We start from the raw sequence: 23970 nt of genomic DNA, 5'->3' as shown, positions 1-23970 counted from the left end.
TAATTCAATCCGCCGATATGGGCCGCAGGCCCGCTAGCGACTGGAAGGAGCGAACTTAGGCCGGCCATGGTCGATGCATGGCACGCGGTGTCCACCCCGGCCGCACCTGTCCCAGCGGTCATTCTTTCCCGTACCGCTTCCCGCCAACCGCTTTGGCTGTCGCACTATCCGGGACCAAGTGCCTGCACTTGGTCAAAACCTGTGGATGAAGTCCGTTCGGTGCCCCGGCTCGCTCGTGATCTGTGGTCAGCCCGTAGGGATGGCCATGGCCTTTGTTACCATGCTTTCACTATCAGGGAGGGGCAGGGATGAGTGAGGGGGTGAAGGTGGCTGTTGGTATCGTGGTTGCGGCGCTGCTGCTGGCCGTGGTGTACGTCGCATATCGTGAGTTCGATCGGGCGCGTGACTTGCGTCAGGCGCAGGAGGTCATGGGCCAGATTCTGCGTGTCCCGGCGCAGATGGACGTCGAGCTTGCGGAGGCCGACCAGAAGGCAGCCCAGCGCCGGCGTGAGGAAGTGGCTGTGTCGTGGAATCGTCGGCTGCTGACTGGCAATCAGCGCTGCGTCGGCGGTGTGGTGGTGCTGGTGGACGGAGCGAGCTATAGCCAGCTCGGCACGGTGGGCGATCCTGTACGTTGCAGTGGCCGCTATGCGGATCGGCCGATCAGGTAGCCTTGCCGCCTTGGATGATGGCTAATTTTGCCCAACCCCCAAAAATGTAAAGTCAGCCGAGAGGCAATTCCTGCATCTCCCTCAACGCTTTGCTCCAGTAATCCGGATCGGCGAATCTGGCGGCAAGCGCATCGATATCGACCTTGTCTGTCGTTTCGTCGAATTCGAATGTGCCAAATAGGTTGATATGCTGCCAAGCCACTGGGGATATTCCCCGCAAGAAGGCGATAGCCTCGTGGTCGCCAGCGGCTACCTTCTGTGCATACACCTTGGACAGCAGTGCCGTGTTGTAGAAGATGATCGCGTTGGCGATAAGGCGCGAGCATTCGTTCCAGATCTGTTGTTCGGCTTCGGTGTGAACTCGGAACTTGCCGCCGTTGACGTAGGCAACCGCCTTGCGGAACCGGTGATACGCCTCCCCTCGGTTCAGCGCCTTTTGCACGCTTTGCCGCAAATCCACGTCATCAATGAAGTCGAGGATGTACAGCGTGCGGCAGATGTTGTCGAGCTCCCACAGGGCCTTCTTGGTCTGGTTCTGCCGGGCATAGCTGCTCAGTTTGCGGACGATGGTGGCCTGAGTGACATCTTTCTGCGCCAGTGAGGCCATGATGCGTTGGATGTTAGGCCATTCCTTAACGATCAATTCGTCATAGACCTTGCGTGCCGGCTTGATAAGCATGTCGGCGTAGTGACTCGGATTCTCGAAGGCGACCAGAGTCTGCATCTTTTTGTGCAGATCGCGGTAGCGCGGCGCGAAGCCATACCCGAAGGTGCGCAAGATCCAGAAATTGACTTGGTTCGTACCGTGTGTATCGGTTGAATGACGTTCCGGCTTGATGTCGGACGTGTTGTTGTACAACAGATCGAACACGTAGTGACTCTCGTGCTCGTGCGTGCCGATGATGCGGGCGTTGATCGGTACGTGGTTGGCCACCAACGTGTATGCACTCACGCCCTTCTGCAGCCCAAAATACTTCGGTGAGTATCGGGCATTGATCGTGTCGATCTGGGTTTCGATGCGCTGACCGTCGCTGCTGGAGTGCATTTCGTCGCGGATATCGTACAGATGGAACGCCGGCAAGGTCGCAATGGCATTAGTGATGGCATCGTTGGCGGCCCGCAGCGTTTCGAGCCGTAGGTAGTTGCGCGCGGTGCCCTGCAACGACGAAAAGCTCAGGCCTGAAACTTCCGCCATTTTCCACAACCCCATGTTGGTGCCCAGCGCCACCACGCAGGCGAGGATTTCACGGGCATCAGGGGCGTGTTTGACGTAGCGATCGAGCACATGGGTAAAGGCACCCAAGAAGCCCGTCGCTCCCGCAACGAATCTCAGCAAATCGGCAATGCCGGTGCCAGGCAATTGGCTGTAGAACGAGCCACTAACGGGTTCCTCTGCTGTGGGGTAGATCAGCTTCCATCGCCGCTTCTCGGCACGCCCGGTGAGCTTGATGTGCTTGTTGGCGCTGTCGGTGATGCGCTGGTTGACTTGAGCAAATCGATCCTCAAGCGCTTCACGGAACGTACTCAGCGTGTCCTCGATAGGGGCCAAAAGAAGCGGTGCGCCAATCTCCTGCAGAACAGTCTCGCGCTGTTCCCAGCGTGTATCGCTGATCAGGTCATCTTCGAAACGGCGGAATTCATTGCTGCCCTTGACGAACAGATCCCCCGCCTCCAGAGCGTTCCGTAGCAGTCGGTAGACGAGAAACTCATAGCGATCGACTTCCAACCGCTTGTCCTCCTCCTTCGTATCGTCTACTCCGTCAGTCTTGGCAAAGAGGTGGCGCTGCAGACCCTTCGGGATCATTGCGGTTGGAAACAGCGCCGGCTGGGTTTGTCGCGGTGACTTGCCCGCCCGCAGCAGCTCCTGAAGGAACGTGACCGCATCCAGCAGCGGCGCATCCTCCACCCGACCAGCAAAGTCCATTTCGCAGAACAGGTGTCGAAGGTTGCGCTTGAATCGATGCGACAGCTTGGTGTAGTGGGCCCACTGGAAGGCGGCCTTGTCGAAGGCGACGTTGCGTAGGTAGTCGGCCACTGCCGCAAAGCGCTCCGGTTTCAGCAGTTTGAAGGCCTTCTTCTGGACTGTGGCGAACGGACTGTCGATGGCGATGGACTTGTCGATGAACAGACGAAGAACCTCACCCGCTGCCTGAAGGTGTTCGCTGGCGTCCACCAGCGCCTGCTGCATCGCCGCTTCGGCAGCACGCTTGGACTGATTCTCGTACTGATGGACCAGATGAATGAACGCCTCGATGAGGTTGTCGTTGATCTGCCGGAAGCGATGGAAGGCAAAACAGAGCAGGTATAGGCGCGTCGTCCCTTTGGGCATGCGCTGCAGCTTGTAAACCGTGTAGAACTTGACCAACGACGCATAGTACTTGCCGCTCTCGTTGGACAAGCCAGCTGCGACGAGAAAGCTCTGGGCGAACTCGTGCAGTGGCAGGAAAAATTTGCGCCGTTCGACTTCGCGCTTGAGCTCCTTGTAACTGAAGTCCTTCGGTTCGCGCTTGAGCGCGCTGATCCGATACATTTGTTCGTCGGCGCGCAGCAAGTCGTCGAGAGCTTGCTCGATCCCCGGAGGCATCGCCTGTTCGAGCAGGCGGGTGACGCGACTGCGCTCATGCGTCACCACCCGTCCCACCATGTCCTGCATGGTCGTGTACTGCAGCGCCACAATCCGTTCGTTGTTCAGGTACTGCAGTGACTCACGCAGGATGTACAGCGGCTGGGTCGACAGCGTCGCGATTCGCCGGGCTTTTTGCTCCAGTTCCGCCTTGGCGGCGTTGTCGCAAACACGGTAACCAAACAGGTCGAGAACGGCTTGTTGGATGGCGCCACGCGTGGGTCTGGACGGTGCCTTGATCGACTCGATGGTGTGGCCCGGAAAATACTGCTCGAGCAGATAGCGCAGGTCGTCGACCACGGCATTCTGCTCGAAGGTGAAGAACTGTCGCTTGGCTTTGAAGTAACCCAGCTCCAACGCCAAATACACGCCGACAGCAGGGGTGCGCGCGTCGATCGAAGCCCGTTCGAGCGGGCTCAGATCGAAGTAAAGGTTCCGATCATCATCGGAAAATTGAGGCAATCCATACAGGTCTTCAACTTCTTCAGGAGTGAGGATGTTCAGACGGTGAGAACTGGGGGCCGACGACATGCAAGTTACCGGTGTGAGTGGTTTTCAACGACGAAAAATGCTGGGTTAGCGCTGCTTCGATGATGGCAGCATAGAAGTCAAACTGACTGCGATACTGGTGGGGCAAGGTCATGCCGTCAGGCATGCTTTGGGGAATGCCAACGATCACGGGAATATGTTCGTGATGCCAGTGTGCGAGATCGGCCAGACGGTGTCCCAACGTGTTGATTTAGAGGGTAGGGGCGTAGGCGACCGGATAGTTCGCGACGCTCTGGATTGTCGCTGGCAGCAATCCGCCCCAAGCGATCTCGAAGTGGCGAATCGCCGAGGCGTAACTGCGCTGCGTATTCTCGCGCTGCGCAGCCTCCAGATTGAGTTGGCATGATCGGTCAGGTCGCGATTAGGGCCGGTTCATGGCAGTCTCGAAGGATTCGCCTGAATGTGCCACATCGTTGGCAACGCTGATCGATGGGCTAGGGCTGCTCAGACGCTGGGTACGCGGCATTCTTCATCGCGCCATGTTTGAACATGAAACTCGCGGTTTGATAGACCGCAATGGCTTGTCTTACCTCGTTCTCATCGACATGGGCTACCGGCGTGGCATCGCCGGTATCGACATCCGGGTGCAGTTGCTCAACCTTTTGCTTCGGTGACAATACGGTCAAACGATCGCCCTTCAAGTAACCGAGGTTTTCGTAAGTCGATGGAAACGCGCGTTCACGGCCAGGTTCCAGCGCAAACAGATCGTAGCCAAAGAAGCGGCTGCGGTAGCTGAAGTTGAGCAGCCCGAGCAGGGTGGGGGCGATGTCGATCTGCGACATCAGCCGATTCACGCGCTGCGGCTGAATGACCTTGGGCGCGTAGATCCACAGCGGAATGTGGTAACGATTGACCGGCACGCTGCTGCGCCCGGCACTGGAGGCGCAATGGTCCGCGGTAATCACGAATACGGTGTCGTCGAAGTAGGGCTTGCTGCGTGCTCGCTTGATGAAATCGGCAATGGCCCAGTCCGTGTACTTCACCGCGCTGGTGCGTTGTCCCTGCGCGCCATCGATGCGTCCGGCCGGAAACGTGTACGGCCGATGGTTGGAGGTGGTCATGATGTGCAGGAAGAACGGCTTGCCATTGGCATGGGCCTGATCCATCTGCTGCAAGCTGAGCGTGAAAAGGTCTTCGTCCGCCACGCCCCAGACGTTCTCGCTGTGGATGGGTGAGGTTTTGAGGATGTCCTTGCGGTCGACGGCGGTGTAGCCATTGTTGCCGAAAAAGTAGTTCATGTTGTCGAAGTAGCCGTAGCCGCCGTAGACAAACTTCGACTCATACCCGCGTGCATTGAAGATGTCGGCCAGCGAGAACAGATGCTCGTTGTTTCGCTGTTTGACGATGGAATCGCCGGGTGTCGGCGGCACGGATAGCGCCAGGGCTTCCAGCCCGCGTACCGTGCGTGTGCCGTTGGCGTAGAGCCGATCAAAGAACAGGCTTTGCCCGACCAGCGCATCCAGGTTCGGCGTCAGGTTCTCGGTATTGCCGAAGGTCTTCAGGTACTCGCCAGACAGGCTCTCCACACTGATCAACACCACATTGAGGTGCTTTTCGGGGCCGTCGTGATGAATGCTGCGGGTGATGTCATGGATGTCGTTGCTGACATAGGTGGCGTCAGGTGTCTTCAGCATCTGGCGCAGTTCGGTGAACGCCTGATCCTCCGGCAGCGATTGGTAGAAGTGCGCGTAGTCGAGATGGCTGTTGCGGAAGGCCGCAAAGAATTCATAGATCCCGTTGCCGGCCAGCGTATTGACGTAGGCATTGGTGCTGCGATTCTTGGCCTCGGCGTTGAACATAAAGGCGGTGAGCACCGTCAAGGCGAGCCAGCCCGCCACCCACAGCGAACGCCTGCCGAACGTGCTGCCGTCATCACGCACGCTCAGTCCGCGACGCGTCAGCCACGTCACGACGACGGCAACCAGCCCGATCAACAACATCCACAGACCGATCGGATAGGACTGCTGAATGTTTCCGATCACCTCGGTGGTGTAGACCAGATAGTCCACCGCAATGAAGTTGAAGCGGGTGGAGAATTCGCCCCAGAACACCCATTCGGATACCGCGATGAACATCAGCCCGTACAGCAACACCAGGCCGATCACGTAGGCCACCCATTGGTTCGGGCGCGAACGGTAGGCGCGGGTGGGCATCAGCCACAGGTACAACACCAGGGGCCACGCGACATAGACGAACGTGATCAGGTCGTAGACCAAACCCACACCGAAGATGTAGAGCCAGCTCAGCGGATTGAGCGGCACCGCGTGGCCGGCCCAGATCAGCAGCACAAGACGCACGATAAAAGCGATGGCGAGAAAACACGCGCCGAGCCAGCACAAGGGACGAAAGCGCTGGCGTAACGCGCTGGACGATGGATGGGTCATGTTCAACGAAACCTTCAAGGGAAATGGTGGGGTTGATGCGGTGTCAGGATGTCGCCGGTGGTGTGGACGCGTCTTCCGTCGCGGCGGCAGGAGGAGCCTTGGCGGGCGTCTCCATCGCAAGCGAGCGCTTGCTGAGGATGGTGGTGTCGGCGGCCAGCTCGTAGACAAGCACTTCGCCGGTGGCGACTTCGAGCTGTGTCACGGCTTGCGTTGACAGTCCGTCCAGGGCCATCACCAAAGCTCTCAGACTGTTGCCATGCGCGACGACCAACGCGGCCTGGCCACGCATGACGGCGGGAAGGATATGTTGGATATAGAAAGGCAGCACACGCGCGACGGTATCGCGCAGGCTTTCACCATCGGGGGGTGCATCCGCGTAGCTGCGTCGCCAGTGTTGCACTTGGTCGACGCCCCAACGCCGACGTGCTTCGTCCTTGTCGAGACCAGTCATGTCACCGTAGTTGCGTTCGTCCAGCGCGAAATCCATCGTGACGGGCATGGCTTTCAATTGAAGGTCGTCCAGAATGATGCGCGCCGTGCGTCGCGCTCGGTGCAGCGCCGAACTGAAGGCGATATCGAAGGTCAGCTCGGCGCCGCGTAGCTGTTCTGCGACCGCATGCGCCTCGTGAACGCCCTGATCGGTCAGCTCCGGGTCGAGCCAGCCGGTGAAGCGATTGCTTGCGTTGTAGGTGCTCTGGCCGTGCCGAACAAGTGTGAGATATCGTCCCATGATGGTATTCCTCGATGCAGTGATGTGAATCAGCGCTGGGGCAGCTCGCAGCTGATCTTCTTGCCGGGTTTGCTCATGAGTTCGGGCGCGGGATTGTTCGCCATGCAGAACTTCACCGTGTCGTCGTCATAGTCGTCGCCGCGCGTCCGCTGCAAGGCGGCTTCGTCCAGTTCGCGGAACGTGAAGGCGATATGCCCGTCCTTGCTGACGTGCCCGAGCAGGTAGCCGTACGCGTGCTCACGTGCATCGGGGCCGGATGTAACGCCTTCGGGTAGCGGATAACGCGACGCGCCAGCGGTACCGATCACCCAGCCGGGCACGACGGCCGCGCGATGGGCAGGATCGCGCCAGTACGCCGTGTCGTAGACGTTGGCGAGGTAGTAGTGCTCGTGGCTGGCCAAGACGTATACCGGCTTGCGGCGTTGTGCCTGGGCGAGCCGGGTATAGACGTGTTCGCCGCTGCGGATGCCCTCGTTGCTGGCACACATGCTGTGATCGTCCGACAGGCTGTGCGGCAGGGGTTCGTGCATGCCGATCACGATGCTGCGGATCGCCGGATTCGCCAGGTCGGCATCCAGCAGCGCGTCGAACCAGGCCAACTGCTCCGCATCGAACGCATCATCGGCGGTGTTGTCGAGATTGATGAAGTCGACGCCGCGCATCACCCAGTGGTCGTAGGTCTGGTCGGCCGCCGTGGCTGGCACGGCGGGGCTGGTCTTCAGGTCACTCAGACGTTGCGCCCGCAGTTCCGGCCGATCGAGCAGGGGACCGAAATCGGCTCGAAACTGGCTGCGCGATTTCGGTGGAATGACTTCGTGGTTGCCGATGCCGAGGAAAAACGGCATGTCGCCAAACGGTGCCACCTGATGCTGGCTGAAGTCGCTCCACGCCGTCTGGAGATAGTCCGAGATGCTTGGAGGCGGTGAGTAGTGCTTGAACCGCTTCTCGGCCGCGTAATCTTCGTCGACCTTGTAGATCGCCCGCAGGTCGCCCAGATGCCAGTAGAAACTGGCACCATCGCGGCGCGCGCCGGCGGCAATCGCCGGCATCACGATATTGCCGCAGTTGCGTGAATCACCGGAGACGGCGAAGGTCCACGAGCCACCGGTCCCGGTTTTTTGCGGCGAGTGTTGAGAAGCTGCGTGGCTGGTGACAGCGAACAGTGCCAACATCAGCACCGACAGCGTTTGAAAGCGATTCCATCGAAGGGCGCGCATGACTTATCTCTCCGTAGGCTGACGGGCGGGCGAGCGTTTTGTGTTGACAGGGAGTTCCGGTTCTTGGCGAAGTCGCGCGACCGCGTTTTCTTTGCGTCGTTGCATCAGAACGGTGATGCCCCATTCCAAGCCGTAGATCACGGCGACCGACACGATGGCGCTCAAGGCGGCACCGACCATGTCCGCCGGCCAGTGGATGCCGACATACACGCGGGCCCATGCCAGCATCGTGGCGAGGACAACCACTACCAAGCTCGTCCAGCGCTGCCTTCGCATCGCCAGCGTGATCGCCATGATCAGGGTGAGGGTGACATGGGTACTCGGCATGGAGTTGTTCGCGGTATGCGTGACCCAGGCAGGGCCGAAACCGACCGCGAATGGCCGGGGATGGAAGGCCAAGGCGCTCACCAGCGCCTCGATCAGGAGCGCCATGCCACCGGCTGCGATCAGCCGAACCATGCCGAGACGATCACGCTGACGGAGCAACTGCCAGCCGGTCACGCCGGCCCCCACGAACAACGGCCACTCGGCGAGAACGGTCGCTACCGCGATGAGTGCATGCGGAGACGATGACGTGGCGTGAAGGTGCTGGAACAACGCCACGTTCCATGATTCCCACAACGCATTCGAGTCGGGCAACGCGTTCACCGCTGCCGGGCTCGGCGCAGTGCGCTCTCGATCAGGATCGCGATCAACCCCGCAAACAGGATCACGCCATGCCAGACCGCGGGAATCGGCAGATGCGGTAACGCCAGCCAGAGCAACGCCAGCCAGACTAGGATCGCGATCGCAAAACTCCCGTCATCGACAAAGAGCCCGAAGATTTCCCGAAAAATGCTTTTCAACCACGACATGGAATGACTCCTGCGGCTCAAGGGACAGAGGGGGTAGCGACGGGTTGTGTGCGGCACATCGGCACGGTGATCGTCGCCACCACGAGGTAGCCCACAATCAGGCCGAAAATCGACCAGTCCTGACCGGGCCACGCCAGGCCGAGACCTTCACCGACCCAGAAGGTGCCGAAAGCCGACAGCAGCACGCCAACCACGAACTTCAGCGTGTTCTCCGGGATCCGCGACAGCGGGCGGTGCACCACGATGCCCAGCGCCACCACGACTACCAGCGCCGCCAGCGCACCGAAGCTGGCCGGTAGCAGCAGGCCGATGCCGCCGGCGCCCAGCGCGATGACGATGAAGACCACTTCGATGCCTTCGAGCATGGTGATCTTGAACGCGGTGGCGAACGCGAGCTTGTCCCAGCGGCCACCACGGCGACCCATGTGCCGCAACGTCTCTTCTTGCCGGGTATAGATCGCCGCCTCGTCGTGCATGGCGATGATGCCGGCGGCACGCAGGATCGCCTTGCGCAACCAGCGCAGGCCGAACAACAGCAACAGTGCACCCACCGCCAGTTGCACCACGCCGAGCGGAATCCGCGTCAGTGCAGGACCCAAGATCGCGATGATGGCCAGCAGCACCAATGTCGCGGCACCACTGCCCATCAGTGCGCCGCGCCAGCCACGCACCACGCCCACGGCCAGCACGACTGTCAGCGCCTCGACGAATTCGACCAGCGACGCGAGAAACGCCGCCACCACGGTAGGCCCTACATGCGTCCAGTTGATAAGCATCATTTGATCTCTTGGGAAGATGGATTACGCAGGGGAGGGTGAATCGGCGAGTGGTTTCTGATGGCGCGCCACCCAGACGAAGAACGGAATCGCCAGCAGCTGGGTCGTGACGCAGAAGGCAATGGTCCACGGCAATGAGCGGTCATAGAGAAAGCCGATCGCCGCGCTGCCGATGAACCAGAAAATGCCGTAGCCCGCCGTGAACAACCCGAACGCCGAGGCCCGATGCTGCATCTGCACCATCGGGGTGACGGCGGCGGGGATGATCGACTCATGTACACCCATGCCCATGCCCCACACCGCCGCACCGGCCAACGCAGCCCAGAATCCGCCAAGAAAAACCAACGGCGCGAACAGCGAAGCGATCACGGTCAGCACGATCAGCACGCGGAAACCAAAGCGATCAAACAGCCGTCCAAACAACAACGAGGAACTTCCACTGACCGCCATCGCCACTGAATAGAAAATCGGAATCCAGAAGGGGGAGACGCTGCCGGCGCGGGTGAAGTGGTAGGCGATCAGCGGGAAGTCCGCAAACCCAATCGCCACCAGCGACGCGCCCGCGAGATAGACCCAGAAGGTGCGGGAGAAGCGTGCGCCCGATGCAGCCACCTGCAGGCCTTGCTCCAGATCCTGCGGCTTCGGATAGAGCAGGCGCGCCGTCGCCACGAACGTCAGGTTGATCAGCGCCGGCACCAGCAGGACGGCGAAGGCCAGGTGATAGCTGCCGTGATGGGCAAGCACGGCGGCCACCACCAGCGGGCCGAACATGGCACCGAACTGATCGCAGGCCTCGTGGATACCGAAGGTCCAACCGTAGCCGCCCAGATTCTTCGCCGCGTGCGAGAGCATCACGTCGCGCGGCGGATTGCGGATCGCGCGACCTACGCGCTCGGCGATGATGCACACGGCGGCGGTCTGCCAGCTGCCGGTGAGGGCCAGCGCGGGCACCGCAGCCATCTGCAGCACGTAGCCGAAGATCGTGATCGGCCAGAACTTGCCTGTCGAATCCGCGAGCCGCCCGGAGAAGAAACGCAGCCCGTAGCCCAGCAACTCGCCGAAGCCGGTGACCGCGCCCACCACCAGGGCGGAGGCCTGCAGCGAGGCCAGGTACGGCCCCAACACGCTGCGCGCGCCTTCGTACGTGAAGTCGGCGAAGAAACTGAGGATGCCGATCAGCAGCACGAAGCGCATGGCGATGCGGCTGGCCGGCGTGCCTTGCATGCGCGGGTGATCGCGCCTCATGTGCCGGCCGCCGCCAGCAACCCTTCGTGCAGGAACAGCGTGGGGTGTTCCGCCAGCTCGTACGTGTAGAAGCGCAGGTTACCCCGGTTCATGCGCGCTTACCGCCGATGCACATGGAGAGCCCGCAGCCTGGACGCGCACGAGAAAGCTTTCGCGGTCGATGACTGATCGTTCGATGACCCACGGCTATAGCTCCTGCGGTTCGGGAGACACAAGGTGCGCGTGGGTTTCGTCGGGTGACGAACACCTGCGCGCGCCCCGGACTCCGGGGTGGGCAGGCATCATCAGCCGTGGGCGGCGGTTCACCCCAGTCAACTCGGGGCCGGAGGAATGCCATCTCCGTGGGATTGCTGCATGGTAAAGCAAACGACTCGATCGCAACACGATCGGGCGGCGACCGTTGCAGGCCACGATAGCGAGCGATCCTTAGAAGCGCCTGAGCAGCGCTCTGGAGCCATCGCCAGGAGCGGTGTACATTGAGATGAAGGAGGTGGCATTCCTCCGCCCCGGCAACCGGGGGAACCGTCGCGGTGACCGATGATGCCTGCCCACCGGAGCGTCCTGCGCTCCGCCAGCAGGAGTCGGGAATGAACGACGTCGTCGCCGTGCGTGTGCCACCCTTCGCCAGCATTCTCTATCCCGATGCGAGGGAAGCCGTCTGGCTGAGCGAGGCACCGCTTTGCTTTCGCGACCTGAATCTCGACCAGGTGATCGCGGCGATCGTCGCAGCCTGTCCCGCGGACGAACTGGCACCCTTCTTCCACGTCCCATTGCGGGATCCGAACGCAATTGCTTACCGGCAGGAGGTGATGCGGGATCTTGATGGTGCGCCACTGAGGCGAGCCGTCGCCGCCTTCGGCCAGCGCATGCGCATGATGCGCGAGCGTCTGGCGCGGATCGAGAAGCTCTATTGCAAGCCGGAAAAGGAGCGCTGGTTTCTGGACGCTGTCGCCCTCTACTGCGACGCTGTCGAGTGTCTTGGTCAGGCACTCGATCATGGCAAACCGGCCTCACGCGGCTTGCGTGCGCTGCGTGAATACCTCACGGCCTACACCGCAACGCCACCGTTCGTCCGACTTGCGGGAGAGGCGCGGGCGCTCGTCGTCGAACTCTCGAACATCTGCTACGGCCTGTTCATCAGAGGCAACCGCGTGACCGTGCGCCCGTACGAGGGCGAGGCCGACTACAGCCAGGCGGTCGAGGCGACCTTCGCGACGTTCCGTCGCGGCGTCGCGAAGGATTACCGGGCCGGCTTCCGCCGCATAATCGGCCTCAATCATGTCGAAGCGCAGATCCTGGACCGCGTGGCGCTGCTGTATCCGGAATGCTTCCGGACGCTGGAAACCTTCTGCGCCAACCACGCTCCATACCAGGACGACACGATCGTGCGGTTCGACCGCGAGGTACTGTTCTATCTGGCCTTCCTCGCGTACATGGACAAGCACCGGCAGCGCGGCCTGGATTTCTGCTACCCGGCGTTGTCTGCGACCGAGAAGGAGATCGAGGTTCGCGACGCCTGCGACCTGGCCCTGGCCGACAAGCTCATCGACGGGCGCCAACCCGTCGTCCGCAGCAGTTTCTCCCTACGCGGACGGGAACGCCTGCTGGTGGTGTCCGGGCCCAACCAAGGCGGCAAGACCACCTTCGCACGCATGGTCGGTCAACTGCACTACCTCGCCAGCCTGGGCTGTCCCGTGCCGGGCACCCGGGCGAGGCTGTTCCTGTGCGATCGCATCTTCACGCACTTCGAGAAACAGGAGGACATCGCCAGCCTGCGCGGCAAACTCAAGGACGACCTGGTACGCATCCACGCCGTCCTGGCGGCGGCCACACCCGACAGCCTCGTCATCCTGAACGAGATCTTCTCCTCGACCACACTGGAGGATGCGCTGTACCTGAGCAAGCGGATCATGACCGTCCTCTCGGCCAAGGACGTGCTGGGCGTGTGCGTCACCTTCCTGCCTGAGCTGGCATCGTTCGACGAGAAAACGGTGAGCATGGTCGGCTTGGTCGATCCGGAGGACCCGGCGATCCGCACCTACCGGGTGGAACGGCGCCCAGCCGACGGGCTGGCCTACGCCCAGGCGATCGCGCGCAAGTATCGGGTCACGGGGGAATGGCTGCAGCGGAGGATCGCATCATGAAGGCGCTGCTGATGCATCCGGATCGCGATTTCGACGTGCAGGGGCCTATGCCGGAGCATGAGTCCGATCTGCGTCAGGACCTCGCGCTGGACGTGCTGCTTGATGCGATGGCAGCCGAGGACCCGTTCCTTTTCGAGGTGGCGCGCAAGGCGCTGTTGCTGAGTTCGGGCAACGACATTGACACCGTTGTGTATCGTCAGGACATCGTGCGCGATGCGCTGGCTCATCCAGACGTGCTGCGCCAGTGCTACGACCTTGCCGTCGAGGCCATTGAGGGCAAGCGCAAGAGCCACTGGGGTTTCGCCGGCCACTATCCCTCGTCGATCCTGTACGGTGCCGTCTGTGTGCTGGGGATCTTCATGACCGTACTGGAGAAACTCAGAGAGCTCGTCGTCGCCCACGGCGCCAGCTTCGAGTCCACGGGGTTGAAGGCGTTGTGCGCCATGCTGCAATCCGAATTCGACGACGCTTACCTGGCGCGCGTCCGGACCCACCTGATCGAGCTGAAACTCGACAAGGGCGTGCTGCTCAGTGCGCAACTGAGCCAGGGCAACGAAGGCACGAACTATGCGCTGCGCGAGGCAGCCTACAGCCAGCCGTACTGGCTCGATCGCTTGTGGAGCAAGCGAGAATCCGGCTACACGTTCCGCATTGCCGATCGCGACCAGGCGGGCGCACAGGCGCTGTCCGAACTGCGCAACCGCGGGATCAACGAGGTGGCCAATGCGCTGGCCCAGGCGATGGACCATATCCTCGGCTTCTTCGAGATGCTGCGGGCGGAGCTCGCTTTCTACGTCGGCTGCGTCAACCTGCATGCGAAGCTGACCGCGCTCGGCGTAACGAACTGCTTTCCGCAGGTCGCGGGTACGCGACGCCTGCAGTTCCGTGGACTGTGCGATGCCAGCTTGGCGCTCAGCATGGGCCGCAGCGTGGTGGGCAATGCGCTGGACGCGGACGACAAACAGCTCGCCATCGTCACCGGTGCCAACCAGGGCGGCAAGTCGAGCTTCCTGCGCAGCGTGGGCCTCGCCCAGCTGATGATGCAGAGCGGCATGTTCGTGGCCGCCGAGTCGTTCGCCGGCGAACTCTGCGCCGGGCTGTTCACCCACGCCAAGCGCGAGGAGGATGCGACTCTGCGCAGCGGCAAGTTCGACGAGGAGCTGCGCCGGCTGAGCGCGATCGTCGACCGGCTCCGACCCGGCGCCGTGGTCCTGTTCAACGAATCGTTCGCCTCGACCAACGAGCTGGAAGGCTCGGAGATCGCTCGCCAGGTCGTGGGTGCCTTGCTGGAGCGGGGCATCAAGGTGTTCTTCGTGACCCATTTGTACACGTTCGCGCGGGGACTGTTCGATCATCCCCCGGATGGCGCGATCTTCCTGCGTGCGGAGCGCCTGGACGATGGTCGCCGCACCTTCCGCATCATCGAAGGCGAACCGCTCCAGACCAGTCATGGCGTCGATCTTTATCGGGAGGTTTTCGGCGACGACACCGTGCGAACGGGCGACCTGATGGCGGCCGCCCAAGCAGGTACGGGCTGATGGCCGCTCAACGCACGAACGCGGCTCGCCCGGCAAAACGCGCCCGCTCGCCCAGCTCGTGTTCGATACGCAGCAGCCGGTTGAACTTGGCGGTACGTTCACCGCGGCAACCCGAGCCGGTCTTGATGTGGCCGCATCCCAGCGCGACGGCGAGATCGGCGATGAACGTGTCTTCCGTCTCGCCGGAGCGGTGGGAGACATAGCAGCCGTAGCCGGCGGCCTTCGCTTGCGCGGCGCACTCCATGGTCTCCGTCACCGTGCCGATCTGGTTGGGCTTGATCAGGATGGCATTGGCCACGCCTTCGCGGATACCGCGCTGAAGCAAATCCGGATTGGTGCAGAAGATGTCGTCGCCGACCAGTTCCACCTGGCCGCCGAGTTGCTGTGTGATCTGAGCCCAGCCTTCCCAGTCGTTCTCGGCCAGCGGGTCTTCCAGCAGCACGATCGGGTAGCGTTGCAGCCAGTCGTCCCACAGATCGATCATCGCCGCGCTGGTGCGTTCGGACTGATTGGACTTGAAGAAGCGGTAACGGCCGTGATGCCACATCTCGCTGGTGGCCGGATCCAGCGCCAGTGACACGTCATCACCCGGGCGGTAACCGGCTGCCGTGATCGCCTCCAGGATCAGTTCGATGGCCTGCTCGTTGCTGTGCAGGTTCGGCGCAAAACCGCCTTCGTCGCCCACACCGGTCGACAGCCCGTGGGCCTGCAGCAGTTTCTTCAGCGCATGGAACACTTCCTCACCCATCCGGATGGACTCGGCAAAGCTCGTCGCATGGTGCGGAACGATCTTGTACTCCTGAAAGTCCACGGTGTTGTCGGCGTGCCGGCCGCCGTTGATGACGTTGAGGCAGGGTACTGGCAGCACTACCGCATCGTCGCCACCCAGATGGCGATACAACGGCACCTGCAGCGAGTGGGCGCAAGCGCGGGCGTAGGCGATGGAGACCGCGAGGATCGCGTTGGCACCGAGGCGTGCCTTGTTCGGGGTGCCATCCAGCTCGCACAGCAGGAGATCCAGCGTGGACTGGTCGCCGGGGTCCTTGCCGACCAACGCGCCGGCCATCTCGCCGCGCACCTGCTCTACCGCTTTCTGCACACCCCTGCCGCCATACCGGGTAGGGTCTTCGTCACGCAGTTCGGCGGCCTCGTTCGCGCCGGTGGAAGCGCCGGCGGGCGTGATGGCGGAACCTTCGGAACCGTCCTCCAATTGCAGCCATGCCTCGACCGTGGGGTTGCCGCGGGAGTCGAGGACTTCGATCGCGTCAAGTCGGGTGATGCGCATGATGGTTACTCCGGTGTGGGAACGGTTACGGTGTCGATCACCGTGGTGATGAGGGAAGGTCGAACAGTTTTTGCACGTCGAGCTCGCTGAGTCGCGTCCACGGAACAGCGGCCCCGCTGAGCATGGCGTCGGCCAAGTCGCTCTTGTGGAATTTCATGGCTTCGATCTTTTCCTCGATGGTGTCGTCGCACAACAACTTGTAGACGAAGATGGGGTCTTCGCGTCCCAGCCGATGGGCACGATCGACCGCCTGCAACTCGACCGCCGGGTTCCACCACGGGTCGTAGTGGATCACCGCGTCGGCTGCCGTGAGATTGAGGCCGACCCCGCCGGCCTTGAGGCTGGCCAGCAGAATGGGCGAGGCACCACTCTGGAACTTGCGCACAGGCGCGGCACGATCGGTGGTTTCGCCGGTGAGCACCTCATGCGCGAACCCGGCGGCATCCAGCGCTTCGGTGATCAAGGCAAGCATCGAGGTGAACTGGCTGAAGACCAGAATCTGGCGGTCTTCGTCGCGCAGCGCGCGGATCAGTTCCAGCAACGCGTCGAGCTTGGCCGATTCGGGGGGATCATTCGTCGCATCCACCAGACGCGGGTCGCAGCACACCTGGCGCAGCCGTAGTAGCGCGGACAGCACGACAATCCGCGACTGATCAGGGCGGTAGCGGGCCAGTGCCTCGCGCACCAATTCGCTTTGCGCCAGACGCAGGGATTCGTAGAGGCGACGCTGGCGTTCGCCCATCGCCACGCGCAGCACGGTTTCGGTCTTCGGTGGCAGCTCCGGCGCGACCTTTGCCTTGCTGCGCCGTAGCAGGAACGGCGCAATGCGCTGGCGCAGGATCGCGCGACGGGCATCGTCCTCGCGCCGCTCGATGGGGACACGGAAGCTGCGGTTGAACGAGCGGTAGTCGCCCAGATAACCCGGCAGCACGGCATCGAAGTGCGCCCACAGTTCGCCCAGATGGTTTTCGAGCGGCGTGCCGGTAACCACGAGCCGGTGGTCGGCGCGCAGGGAACGCACAGCGCGAGCGGTCTGGGTCCGCGGATTCTTGATCCACTGTGCCTCATCCAGCACGAGCATGGCATAGTCGATGCCTTCAAGCTGGGGCAGGTCATTGGCCAGCAACGCATAACTGGTGATGATGACGTGCGCCTGTGCCAGGCGATCGTACAGCGACGCCCGGGCGGAGCCGGTGAAATTGGGGTTTGGGGAGCAACGGAACGGAAAACCGGGATAAGCACGAAAAGTCTTTACAGATCATAGTATTTCGTATCAACGCAGCTCTCATTTTTGCTTGGATGGACGGCGTTTGTGAGCCACGGTCATCTGGTTCTCTGCGGCCACTGCGCGGGCTTCCGCTGATTGAAGTGCAGCCGTCAAGCCACTGACCTGTCCCCGTGCGTCAGCCAGCGCCAAGGCAAGCTGGTCGCGCTCTCCCGTGATGGTGGCCATCGCTGCTAAGCGCGCTTCGCCCTCCGTCAATTCCCGACGAAGATGCGCCATGTCCAGGCGCAATTCGGTGAGATTGGCCTGCTGGTCTTCACTGCGTTGCCGCAGTTTGGCCAATTGCTGCTCGGCGTGCCGCTGTCCTTCACGCGCGGCATCGGTTTCCTGCAGCATGCGCGCCTGGGCAGCCTCCATGCGTTCGTTGGCCTTGTCCCGCTCCGCCTGAAAGGCGGCATCGCGGGCGGCTATCGTTGCCTGGAAGTCGGTGGTCAACCGGTCGTGAACCTGCCGCGCGGTGTCCAGTTGCTGGGCCATGTCGGCGCGAACGGTCGCCACCTCGTGCTGCAATGACTGAACCCGGGCAAGGGCGTCACGCTTGGCCTCGATTTCTCGGGCGAGCTGCTGCTGGATCTCAATGCTCTGTTCGCGAAGTTGACTGACCTCGTGCTGCAGTTGGTGAACCGAGGCCTGCGCCGCATCTCGTTCGACGACAACGGCATCGTACGCACGCTTCTGTGCTTCCAGATCGGATTCCAGCGCTTGGCGGTGCTCGTTGAAGGCATGCTCCCCCTGTTCCACGGCTGCCACCCAGAGTGCGCGCATGGCATCGGCGATCGCCGGCGGTAGATCGGCGCCGAGGGCGTCGGCCTTGGCGCGCTCATCCTTCCACAATTTCAACTCATCGTTGATGGTGGTCCGGCTGCCTTGCTGGATGGTGGCATAGATCAGGTCGACAGTGAGCTCGTGGGGGCGTCTGCCGTCTGCGACCAGGGCAGCGGCGGCTTCGCGGGTACGTTGGCGGGTGTCACTGACACGGCTCATGGCGGCTCCAGTCACTCGGCGGGTCGTTTTTGGAAAATTCAAACAATGTATATCACAGTATTACGTTATATATATAACTATACATTCAGGAAATTTACGATAACTCCCATAATCGAAAGTCTTTTGGCAGTACGCTGCGTTTCCCGTGGTGTCGGACATCGGAAAGCATGACTGAGCCCTTGTTGAGCCTTATGACGTGGCCCCTCACCTTGCCGCCCGCCCTGTCGGGAGGTAACGGAAGCAACCGAGCCCCGGCCAGCGTGGCGCGGCAGATCGCCGCCAACGACGACGTGGCCGCCATCGGCCTGTGGCTGGCGGAATATCACGACTCGCCGCATACCTTCCGCAGCTACCGCAAAGAGGCCGAGCGGCTGCTGCTCTGGGCCACGCAAGTGCGTGGCAAACCGGTGTCCAGTCTCACCCGCGAGGATGTGATCGCGTATGAGGCGTTTCTCGCCCAGCCACCGGCGACCTGGTGCGATGCCGGTCTCGCCCGCCGGGGTGAGCATCGACGACTGTTCGTCGGGCCGTTGGCCGAGCGCAGTCGCCGCCAGGCGCTGGGCATCCTCGCCGGACTGTTCAACTACCTCGTGCGCGCCGGCTATCTCGCCGGCAGCCCGTTTGTGCTGCAGCGACGACGGGCGCGCCGCGGCACCCGACGCACGATCGAACGCTATCTGGACCGTGCTCTCTGGGAAGAGGTGCTGCGCGTCGTCGACGATTGGCCCCAGGACACAGCGCGGGAACGGCAACGCCACGAACGCGCTCGCTGGGTGCTTCGTTTTCTCTATGAGACTGCGCTGCGGGCTGCCGAAGCGGCGGCCGCCGGCGAAGGTGATTTCCAACATCTTCGGGGACGGTGGTGGCTGCATACCGTGGGGAAAGGTGGCGTCGAAGGCACCATTCCCCTGGGCGATGGCCTCATGGACGACTTCGCACGCTATCGGCGCTTCCACGGACTGCCCGCGTTGCCTTCGGGCGACGGCAACATCCCGGCCATTCTGGGCATCGCCGGACGTCCGTCCCCGCTGACGCCCACGGCGGTCTATCAGGTCGTCAAGGACACCTTCCGACGCGTGGCCGAGACACTGCAGCGGCAGGATGAGGTCAAGGCCACACGAGTGCGCCGCGCATCGACGCATTGGTTGCGGCATACGGCCGCCACGCACCAGGCCGAGGACGGCACACCCATCCATCACATTCAGCAGAACCTCCGCCACAGTTCCATTGGCACGACGTCGATCTACGTTCATGCGGAAGAAGATGCGCGCCATGCCAGTACCACCAAACCACGCATCGCGACCTCGGTGCCTCACGGAGATGTGCCATGACTGACCCCGACGATCGCTTTGGCATGCCGGCGAGCGCATTCCAGGCTGCCCGGGAAAGCCATGGTTTGGATAGCCCGGTTTTTTGGATGGGTATGTACGTACCCACCCGCCAGGAGGTGGCGACATTGCCGGCCACCCAGCTCCTGCCGATCGTGATCGACTGGATGTGGGAAAGTCCGTCGGAGTTGATCCCGAATAACGATCAGATTGCGCAACTGTGCACCATCCTTCGGGCACGACCTGACGCCACCGAGTCCGAGATACGCGAACTGATCGTGGCCTGCGAGGATTATTTGAAGGTGTAACCCCATGGCCTGCAGCAAAGTGGATCATCGGCCAGAATTTCAACGTCCGTACACACGATTGGGCGCACGCTCCCACTGTTGCGTCTGGCAACGCATCGTTGGGACGGCTATATGACCATTTCACGCAAATCATTACTTTCGATGCTTGGCGCCTTGGCGCTCGCATCGGCCCTCAGTGGTGTCGCCTTGGCCCAGGACAGCACGCCCACGAGCGGCATGGACAAGATGGGTGCGATGCACTCGGACATGAAGGGTATGCACCACAACATGATGGGCATGCACATGATGCCGGCGACCGTGACGGCAGCGGATGCGAAGACCGGTGTGGTCGAGGTGACGACCGAAGGCATGACCCTGAAGGTGCATTTCCCACCGTCCGCCATGGCCGGCCTGAAAGCCGGCGACAAAATCACCTTGCATATGGGTTTCAGCAAGCCGTGAATCCCCTTGAACCCACCTCCAGAGTTGAGAGGGCCAGATCGCCCGAGTAAGCTCACTCTATGAGATTCTCGTTGCGTCAGCTTGCGCGTTCTCGTCGCCTCCGGGCGATGAGCGTGTTGGCGTGGCTGATGCTCGTGATCCAATCCGTGGCAGCCGCTCCCATGAGCATGCCGATGGCATCGCATGCTCAGGCCGAGCATACGATGGTCGCCGCGGCCGCAGCACACGGCATGCATTGCCATCACGCGGCCACGTCCACAGCCGCTGATTCCTGCTGCCATCACTCGGCGGACTGCTGCAACGGTGCGGTTGGCCAGTGCGCCTGTGCCGCGATGTGTGCCACGGCGCTTCTGTCGAGGGCGGCATTGATGCCGGCTTCGATGGCATTGACGGCAACCTACGCGATGCCCTCAGGCATAACGGCCCCTTCGGGGACGAACGCGCCACCGCTCCGACCGCCGGCGGTCTGACTCTCCCATCGTTTCGATGAGCATGGCTCACGACGGTCGCGTGTCGACCCTCGTAGCCATCGGCTGTGATCGGCATCGCCACGAGGATGCCGCCTGCCTTGGAGAGGCCCATGAAAATCCTTCCCCCGTCCGCGATGGACTGGTCGCGGCGTCGTTTCGTCCAGGGTGTCGCCTTCGGCGGCACCGTCGCTGCCCTCGGTCTGCTGCGCCCGTCAAAAGCCTGGGCGCTGAACACTGCGGGGCAACCTGCCATCCTCAGCGGCACCGACTTTGCGCTCGACATCGCCGAAACGCCGGTGAACTACACCGGGCGCCCGCGCTTGGCCACCACCGTCAATGGCAGCGTCCCTGGGCCAACCCTGCGCTGGAAGGAAGGCACCACGGTCACGCTGCGCGTCACCAATCGTTTGCGCGTGCCCACGTCGATCCACTGGCACGGCATCATCTTGCCGTTCCAGGAGGATGGCGTGCCGGGCATCAGCTTCCCCGGCATCGCGCCGGGCGAAACCTTCACCTACCGTTTCCCGGTGCGCCAGAGCGGCACCTACTGGTACCACTCGCACTCGGGATTCCAGGAACAGACCGGACTGTACGGCTCGCTGGTGATCGATCCGGCCGGGTCGGAGCGACACCCCACCGCGCGCGATTACGTGGTGATGCTCAACGACTGGACGGATCAGAACCCCGAGCACATCCTCGCCACGCTGAAACGCCAGAGCGATTACTACAACTTCGCGCAACCCACCGCGCCCGAGTTCTTCCGCGACGTGCGTGAACAGGGTCTGCGACAGGCGCTGGCCGAACGCAAGATGTGGAATCAGATGCGCATGAACTCCACCGATCTCAGCGACGTCTCAGGCTACACCTATACCTACCTGATGAACGGCGCCGCCCCGGCCGGCAACTGGACCGGTCTGTTCAAGCCCGGCGAGAAGGTCCGGCTGCGCTTCATCAACGGTTCGTCGATGACGATCTTCGACGTGCGCATTCCGGGCCTGAAGCTGACGGTGATCTCCGCCGACGGCCAAGATGTGGCACCGGTGCCGGTCGACGAGTTCCGCATTTCGGTGGCCGAAACCTACGACGTGATCGTCGAGCCGCAGGAAGACCGGGCGTTCACGATCTTCGCCCAGTCCATCGACCGCACCGGTTACGCGTGCGGCACGCTGGCGCCAAGGCCCGGCATGCAGGCGGTGGTGCCGGCGATGGATCCGCGCATGCCTGTGAGCATGGTGGACATGATGGGGGCGATGGCCCAGGGCGGCGGACACGGCGGCATGTCCGGGATGGCGGGCATGGCCGGGATGCAGGATATGCCCGGCATGGACATGAGCGGCATGGCAACAGCTGCCGCACCGGTGGTGCATCACGCCCGCACCGAATACCACAACCCGGGCGTCGACATGCACGTGGACATGCCACGCACCAACCTCGATGACCCGGGTACCGGCCTGCGCGACAACGGCCGACGCGTGCTCACCTATGCCGACCTGCACACGATTGGCGGCTCCATCGACCCGCGCGAACCGAGCCGCGAGATCGAGCTGCACCTCACCGGCAACATGGAGCGCTACATGTGGTCGTTCGACGGCGTGAAGTTCTCCGACGCCAAGCCGGTCCATTTCCGCAGCGGCGAGCGGCTACGCCTGGTGCTGGTCAACGACACCATGATGAACCACCCGATCCACTTGCACGGTATGTGGAGCGAGCTGGAGAACCCGGACGGGCAGTTCCAGGTGCGCAAGCACACCATCAACGTGCAGCCAGCTCAGCGCATCGCCTACGGCGTGAGCGCGGACAACCTGGGCCGCTGGGCCTACCACTGCCACATGCTGTATCACATGGAAGCGGGCATGTTCCGTGAGGTGGTGGTGTCATGACGATCAACCGTTGCATCCGCCCATTGCGTGCACATCGGTCACTGTTACTGGCCGCTCTCCTGCTGGCGTTGCCATTGGTGGCCACCGCGCAGAGCGCACCAGCGTTCAGCAGCACGTCGCCGATGGATATGAGTTCCATGTCAGGCATGAATCACGGCAGCATGCCCGGCATGACCATGCCGGCTCCCGCGAGCAGCACGCTGAAACCCGCGACGAAAGCGCCCGCCAAGAAAGCCAAGAAGAAACTCCGCGCTGCACAGCCAACTCCAGCCTCCCACACCATGCAAGACATGAAGGGTATGGATCACGGTGCGATGCAGGGCATGCCGATGCCCGCCAAGCCGGCTTCGTCGGCGGCACCCACCGGTGACATGTCGGGTATGGATCACGCCTCGATGCCCGGCATGAGTCCGGAGGGCATGAAGGGGATGGACCACGCTGGCATGGTCGGCATGGATCACGGCGCGATGCCCCCAAAGGCACAGGGTGGCATGGCCGGTATGGGCGCGATGCCCGGCATGACGATGGGCCCGATGCAAGGCGGCAGTCCACCACCGAACGCGCGCAGCCCGGACTATTCCGACGGCGTCGGCTACGGCCCCATGCTGGGTATGCACATGCTCGACGACGCATCGCAAGGCATGCTGCTGATCGACCAACTGGAAGTGTTCCACGGCCGTGACGCGAACGGCCAGGTCTGGGAGGCCGAAGGCTGGTACGGTAACGACGAGAACAAGCTGTGGATCCGCACGGAAGGCGAACGCAGTCGCGGCAAGCTCGACGATGGTGATCTGGAAGCGTTCTGGAACCACGCCATCGCTACCTACTGGAGCACCCAACTGGGTGCTCGCCAAGACATAGGCGCAGGTCCGAAGCGGACGTGGGCCGCGTTCGGCGTGCAAGGCCTGGCGCCGTACTGGTTCGAGCTGGAAGCGACCGGCTACGTCGGCACCAACGGCCGCACGGCCGCGCGCCTACGGGCCGAATACGAGCTGCTATTCACCCAGCGATTGATCCTGCAGCCCGAGGCCGAGGTCAATCTGTACGGCAAGGACGATCCGCAACGACGCATCGGCAGTGGCGTATCCGACGTGCAGTTCGGCCTGCGCCTGCGCTACGAGTTCCATCGTCAATTCGCGCCGTACATTGGCGTGAACTGGGTTCGCCGCATCGGCACCACGGCCGACTATGCGCGGCAGGATCATCAACCCGTACTCGACCGGCAGATCGTGGCCGGCGTCCGCATCTGGTTCTGAGG

At 62.5% G+C, this 23970-nt stretch carries 19 protein-coding genes and 2 riboswitches; of the genes, 8 read left to right on the top strand and 11 right to left on the bottom strand.

The window, feature by feature from the left end:
* Positions 1-308 precede the first annotated feature (308 nt).
* A complete protein-coding gene (locus tag LRK53_RS11015; RefSeq protein WP_027492546.1) occupies positions 309-671 on the top strand; it encodes a hypothetical protein in 363 nt (120 codons plus the stop codon).
* A gap of 52 nt (positions 672-723) precedes the next feature.
* Here LRK53_RS11015 and LRK53_RS11010 read toward each other — a convergent pair whose 3' ends face one another.
* From LRK53_RS11010 to LRK53_RS10970, 8 genes are all read right to left on the bottom strand, one after another.
* A complete protein-coding gene (locus LRK53_RS11010; RefSeq protein ID WP_027492547.1) occupies positions 724-3825 on the bottom strand; it encodes a Tn3 family transposase in 3102 nt (1033 codons plus the stop codon).
* Between the two features lie 452 nt (positions 3826-4277).
* On the bottom strand, positions 4278-6227 hold the full coding sequence (locus LRK53_RS11000) for an LTA synthase family protein (RefSeq protein WP_051257553.1): 1950 nt from the start codon (positions 6225-6227) through the stop codon (positions 4278-4280).
* A 43-nt stretch (positions 6228-6270) separates the two neighbouring features.
* Complete coding sequence (locus tag LRK53_RS10995) at positions 6271-6957, bottom strand: 2,3-bisphosphoglycerate-dependent phosphoglycerate mutase (protein ID WP_081666600.1); 687 nt, start codon at positions 6955-6957, stop codon at positions 6271-6273.
* Between the two features lie 29 nt (positions 6958-6986).
* Complete coding sequence (locus LRK53_RS10990) at positions 6987-8174, bottom strand: metallophosphoesterase family protein (protein WP_185754629.1); 1188 nt, start codon at positions 8172-8174, stop codon at positions 6987-6989.
* A gap of 3 nt (positions 8175-8177) precedes the next feature.
* Positions 8178-8822: a phosphatase PAP2 family protein gene (locus LRK53_RS10985; RefSeq protein WP_185754630.1), complete on the bottom strand. Its 645-nt coding sequence runs from the start codon at positions 8820-8822 to the stop codon at positions 8178-8180.
* Positions 8819-9028: a hypothetical protein gene (locus tag LRK53_RS10980; RefSeq protein ID WP_027492550.1), complete on the bottom strand. Its 210-nt coding sequence runs from the start codon at positions 9026-9028 to the stop codon at positions 8819-8821. The genes LRK53_RS10985 and LRK53_RS10980 overlap by 4 nt, the downstream gene beginning before the upstream one ends.
* Positions 9029-9045: 17 nt before the next feature.
* Positions 9046-9807, bottom strand: coding sequence for a COG4280 domain-containing protein (locus tag LRK53_RS10975; protein WP_221174194.1), 762 nt, complete (start codon positions 9805-9807; stop codon positions 9046-9048).
* 21 nt (positions 9808-9828) lie between these two features.
* On the bottom strand, positions 9829-11049 hold the full coding sequence (locus LRK53_RS10970) for an MFS transporter (RefSeq protein WP_051257555.1): 1221 nt from the start codon (positions 11047-11049) through the stop codon (positions 9829-9831).
* A 268-nt stretch (positions 11050-11317) separates the two neighbouring features.
* Positions 11318-11399: riboswitch (Fluoride riboswitch) on the bottom strand.
* Positions 11400-11526: 127 nt separating this feature from the next.
* A riboswitch (Fluoride riboswitch) is annotated at positions 11527-11603 on the top strand.
* Between the two features lie 33 nt (positions 11604-11636).
* On the opposite strand from LRK53_RS10970, the gene LRK53_RS10965 reads away from it, so the two are divergent.
* Complete coding sequence (locus LRK53_RS10965; protein ID WP_051257556.1) at positions 11637-13193, top strand: MutS-related protein; 1557 nt, start codon at positions 11637-11639, stop codon at positions 13191-13193.
* Positions 13190-14731, top strand: coding sequence for a MutS-related protein (locus tag LRK53_RS10960; RefSeq protein WP_051257557.1), 1542 nt, complete (start codon positions 13190-13192; stop codon positions 14729-14731). The genes LRK53_RS10965 and LRK53_RS10960 overlap by 4 nt, the downstream gene beginning before the upstream one ends.
* A gap of 7 nt (positions 14732-14738) precedes the next feature.
* Here the strand turns inward: LRK53_RS10960 and eno are convergent, their stop codons facing one another.
* The 3 genes from eno to LRK53_RS10945 all read right to left on the bottom strand — a co-directional run bounded on the left by eno (position 14739) and on the right by LRK53_RS10945 (position 18285).
* On the bottom strand, positions 14739-16019 hold the full coding sequence (gene eno / locus LRK53_RS10955; RefSeq protein WP_201029838.1) for a phosphopyruvate hydratase: 1281 nt from the start codon (positions 16017-16019) through the stop codon (positions 14739-14741).
* A gap of 34 nt (positions 16020-16053) precedes the next feature.
* Positions 16054-17142 (bottom strand): DEAD/DEAH box helicase, encoded by a 1089-nt coding sequence (locus LRK53_RS10950; protein ID WP_051257558.1) that lies wholly within the window; start codon positions 17140-17142, stop codon positions 16054-16056.
* A gap of 159 nt (positions 17143-17301) precedes the next feature.
* Positions 17302-18285, bottom strand: a complete 984-nt coding sequence (locus LRK53_RS10945; RefSeq protein ID WP_037089531.1) for a DNA-binding protein — start codon at positions 18283-18285, stop codon at positions 17302-17304.
* Positions 18286-18545: 260 nt separating this feature from the next.
* On the opposite strand from LRK53_RS10945, the gene LRK53_RS10940 reads away from it, so the two are divergent.
* The 5 genes from LRK53_RS10940 (at position 18546) to LRK53_RS10920 (ending at position 23968) form a co-directional block, all read left to right on the top strand.
* Positions 18546-19616, top strand: a complete 1071-nt coding sequence (locus LRK53_RS10940) for a tyrosine-type recombinase/integrase (protein WP_231378294.1) — start codon at positions 18546-18548, stop codon at positions 19614-19616.
* Positions 19613-19921, top strand: a complete 309-nt coding sequence (locus tag LRK53_RS10935; protein ID WP_027489471.1) for a hypothetical protein — start codon at positions 19613-19615, stop codon at positions 19919-19921. The genes LRK53_RS10940 and LRK53_RS10935 overlap by 4 nt, the downstream gene beginning before the upstream one ends.
* Positions 19922-20032: 111 nt before the next feature.
* Positions 20033-20362: a hypothetical protein gene (locus LRK53_RS10930; protein ID WP_027489470.1), complete on the top strand. Its 330-nt coding sequence runs from the start codon at positions 20033-20035 to the stop codon at positions 20360-20362.
* A gap of 580 nt (positions 20363-20942) precedes the next feature.
* Positions 20943-22712 (top strand): copper resistance system multicopper oxidase, encoded by a 1770-nt coding sequence (locus tag LRK53_RS10925; protein ID WP_027489469.1) that lies wholly within the window; start codon positions 20943-20945, stop codon positions 22710-22712.
* On the top strand, positions 22709-23968 hold the full coding sequence (locus LRK53_RS10920; RefSeq protein WP_027489468.1) for a copper resistance protein B: 1260 nt from the start codon (positions 22709-22711) through the stop codon (positions 23966-23968). The genes LRK53_RS10925 and LRK53_RS10920 overlap by 4 nt, the downstream gene beginning before the upstream one ends.
* The last annotated feature ends 2 nt before the right edge of the window (positions 23969-23970 follow it).

The sequence above is a fragment of the Rhodanobacter thiooxydans genome (assembly GCF_021545845.1).
Classification (GTDB): Bacteria; Pseudomonadota; Gammaproteobacteria; order Xanthomonadales; family Rhodanobacteraceae; genus Rhodanobacter.
Note: the sequence above shows the minus strand (reverse complement) of the source record. Positions and strands in the feature narration are given on the sequence as shown.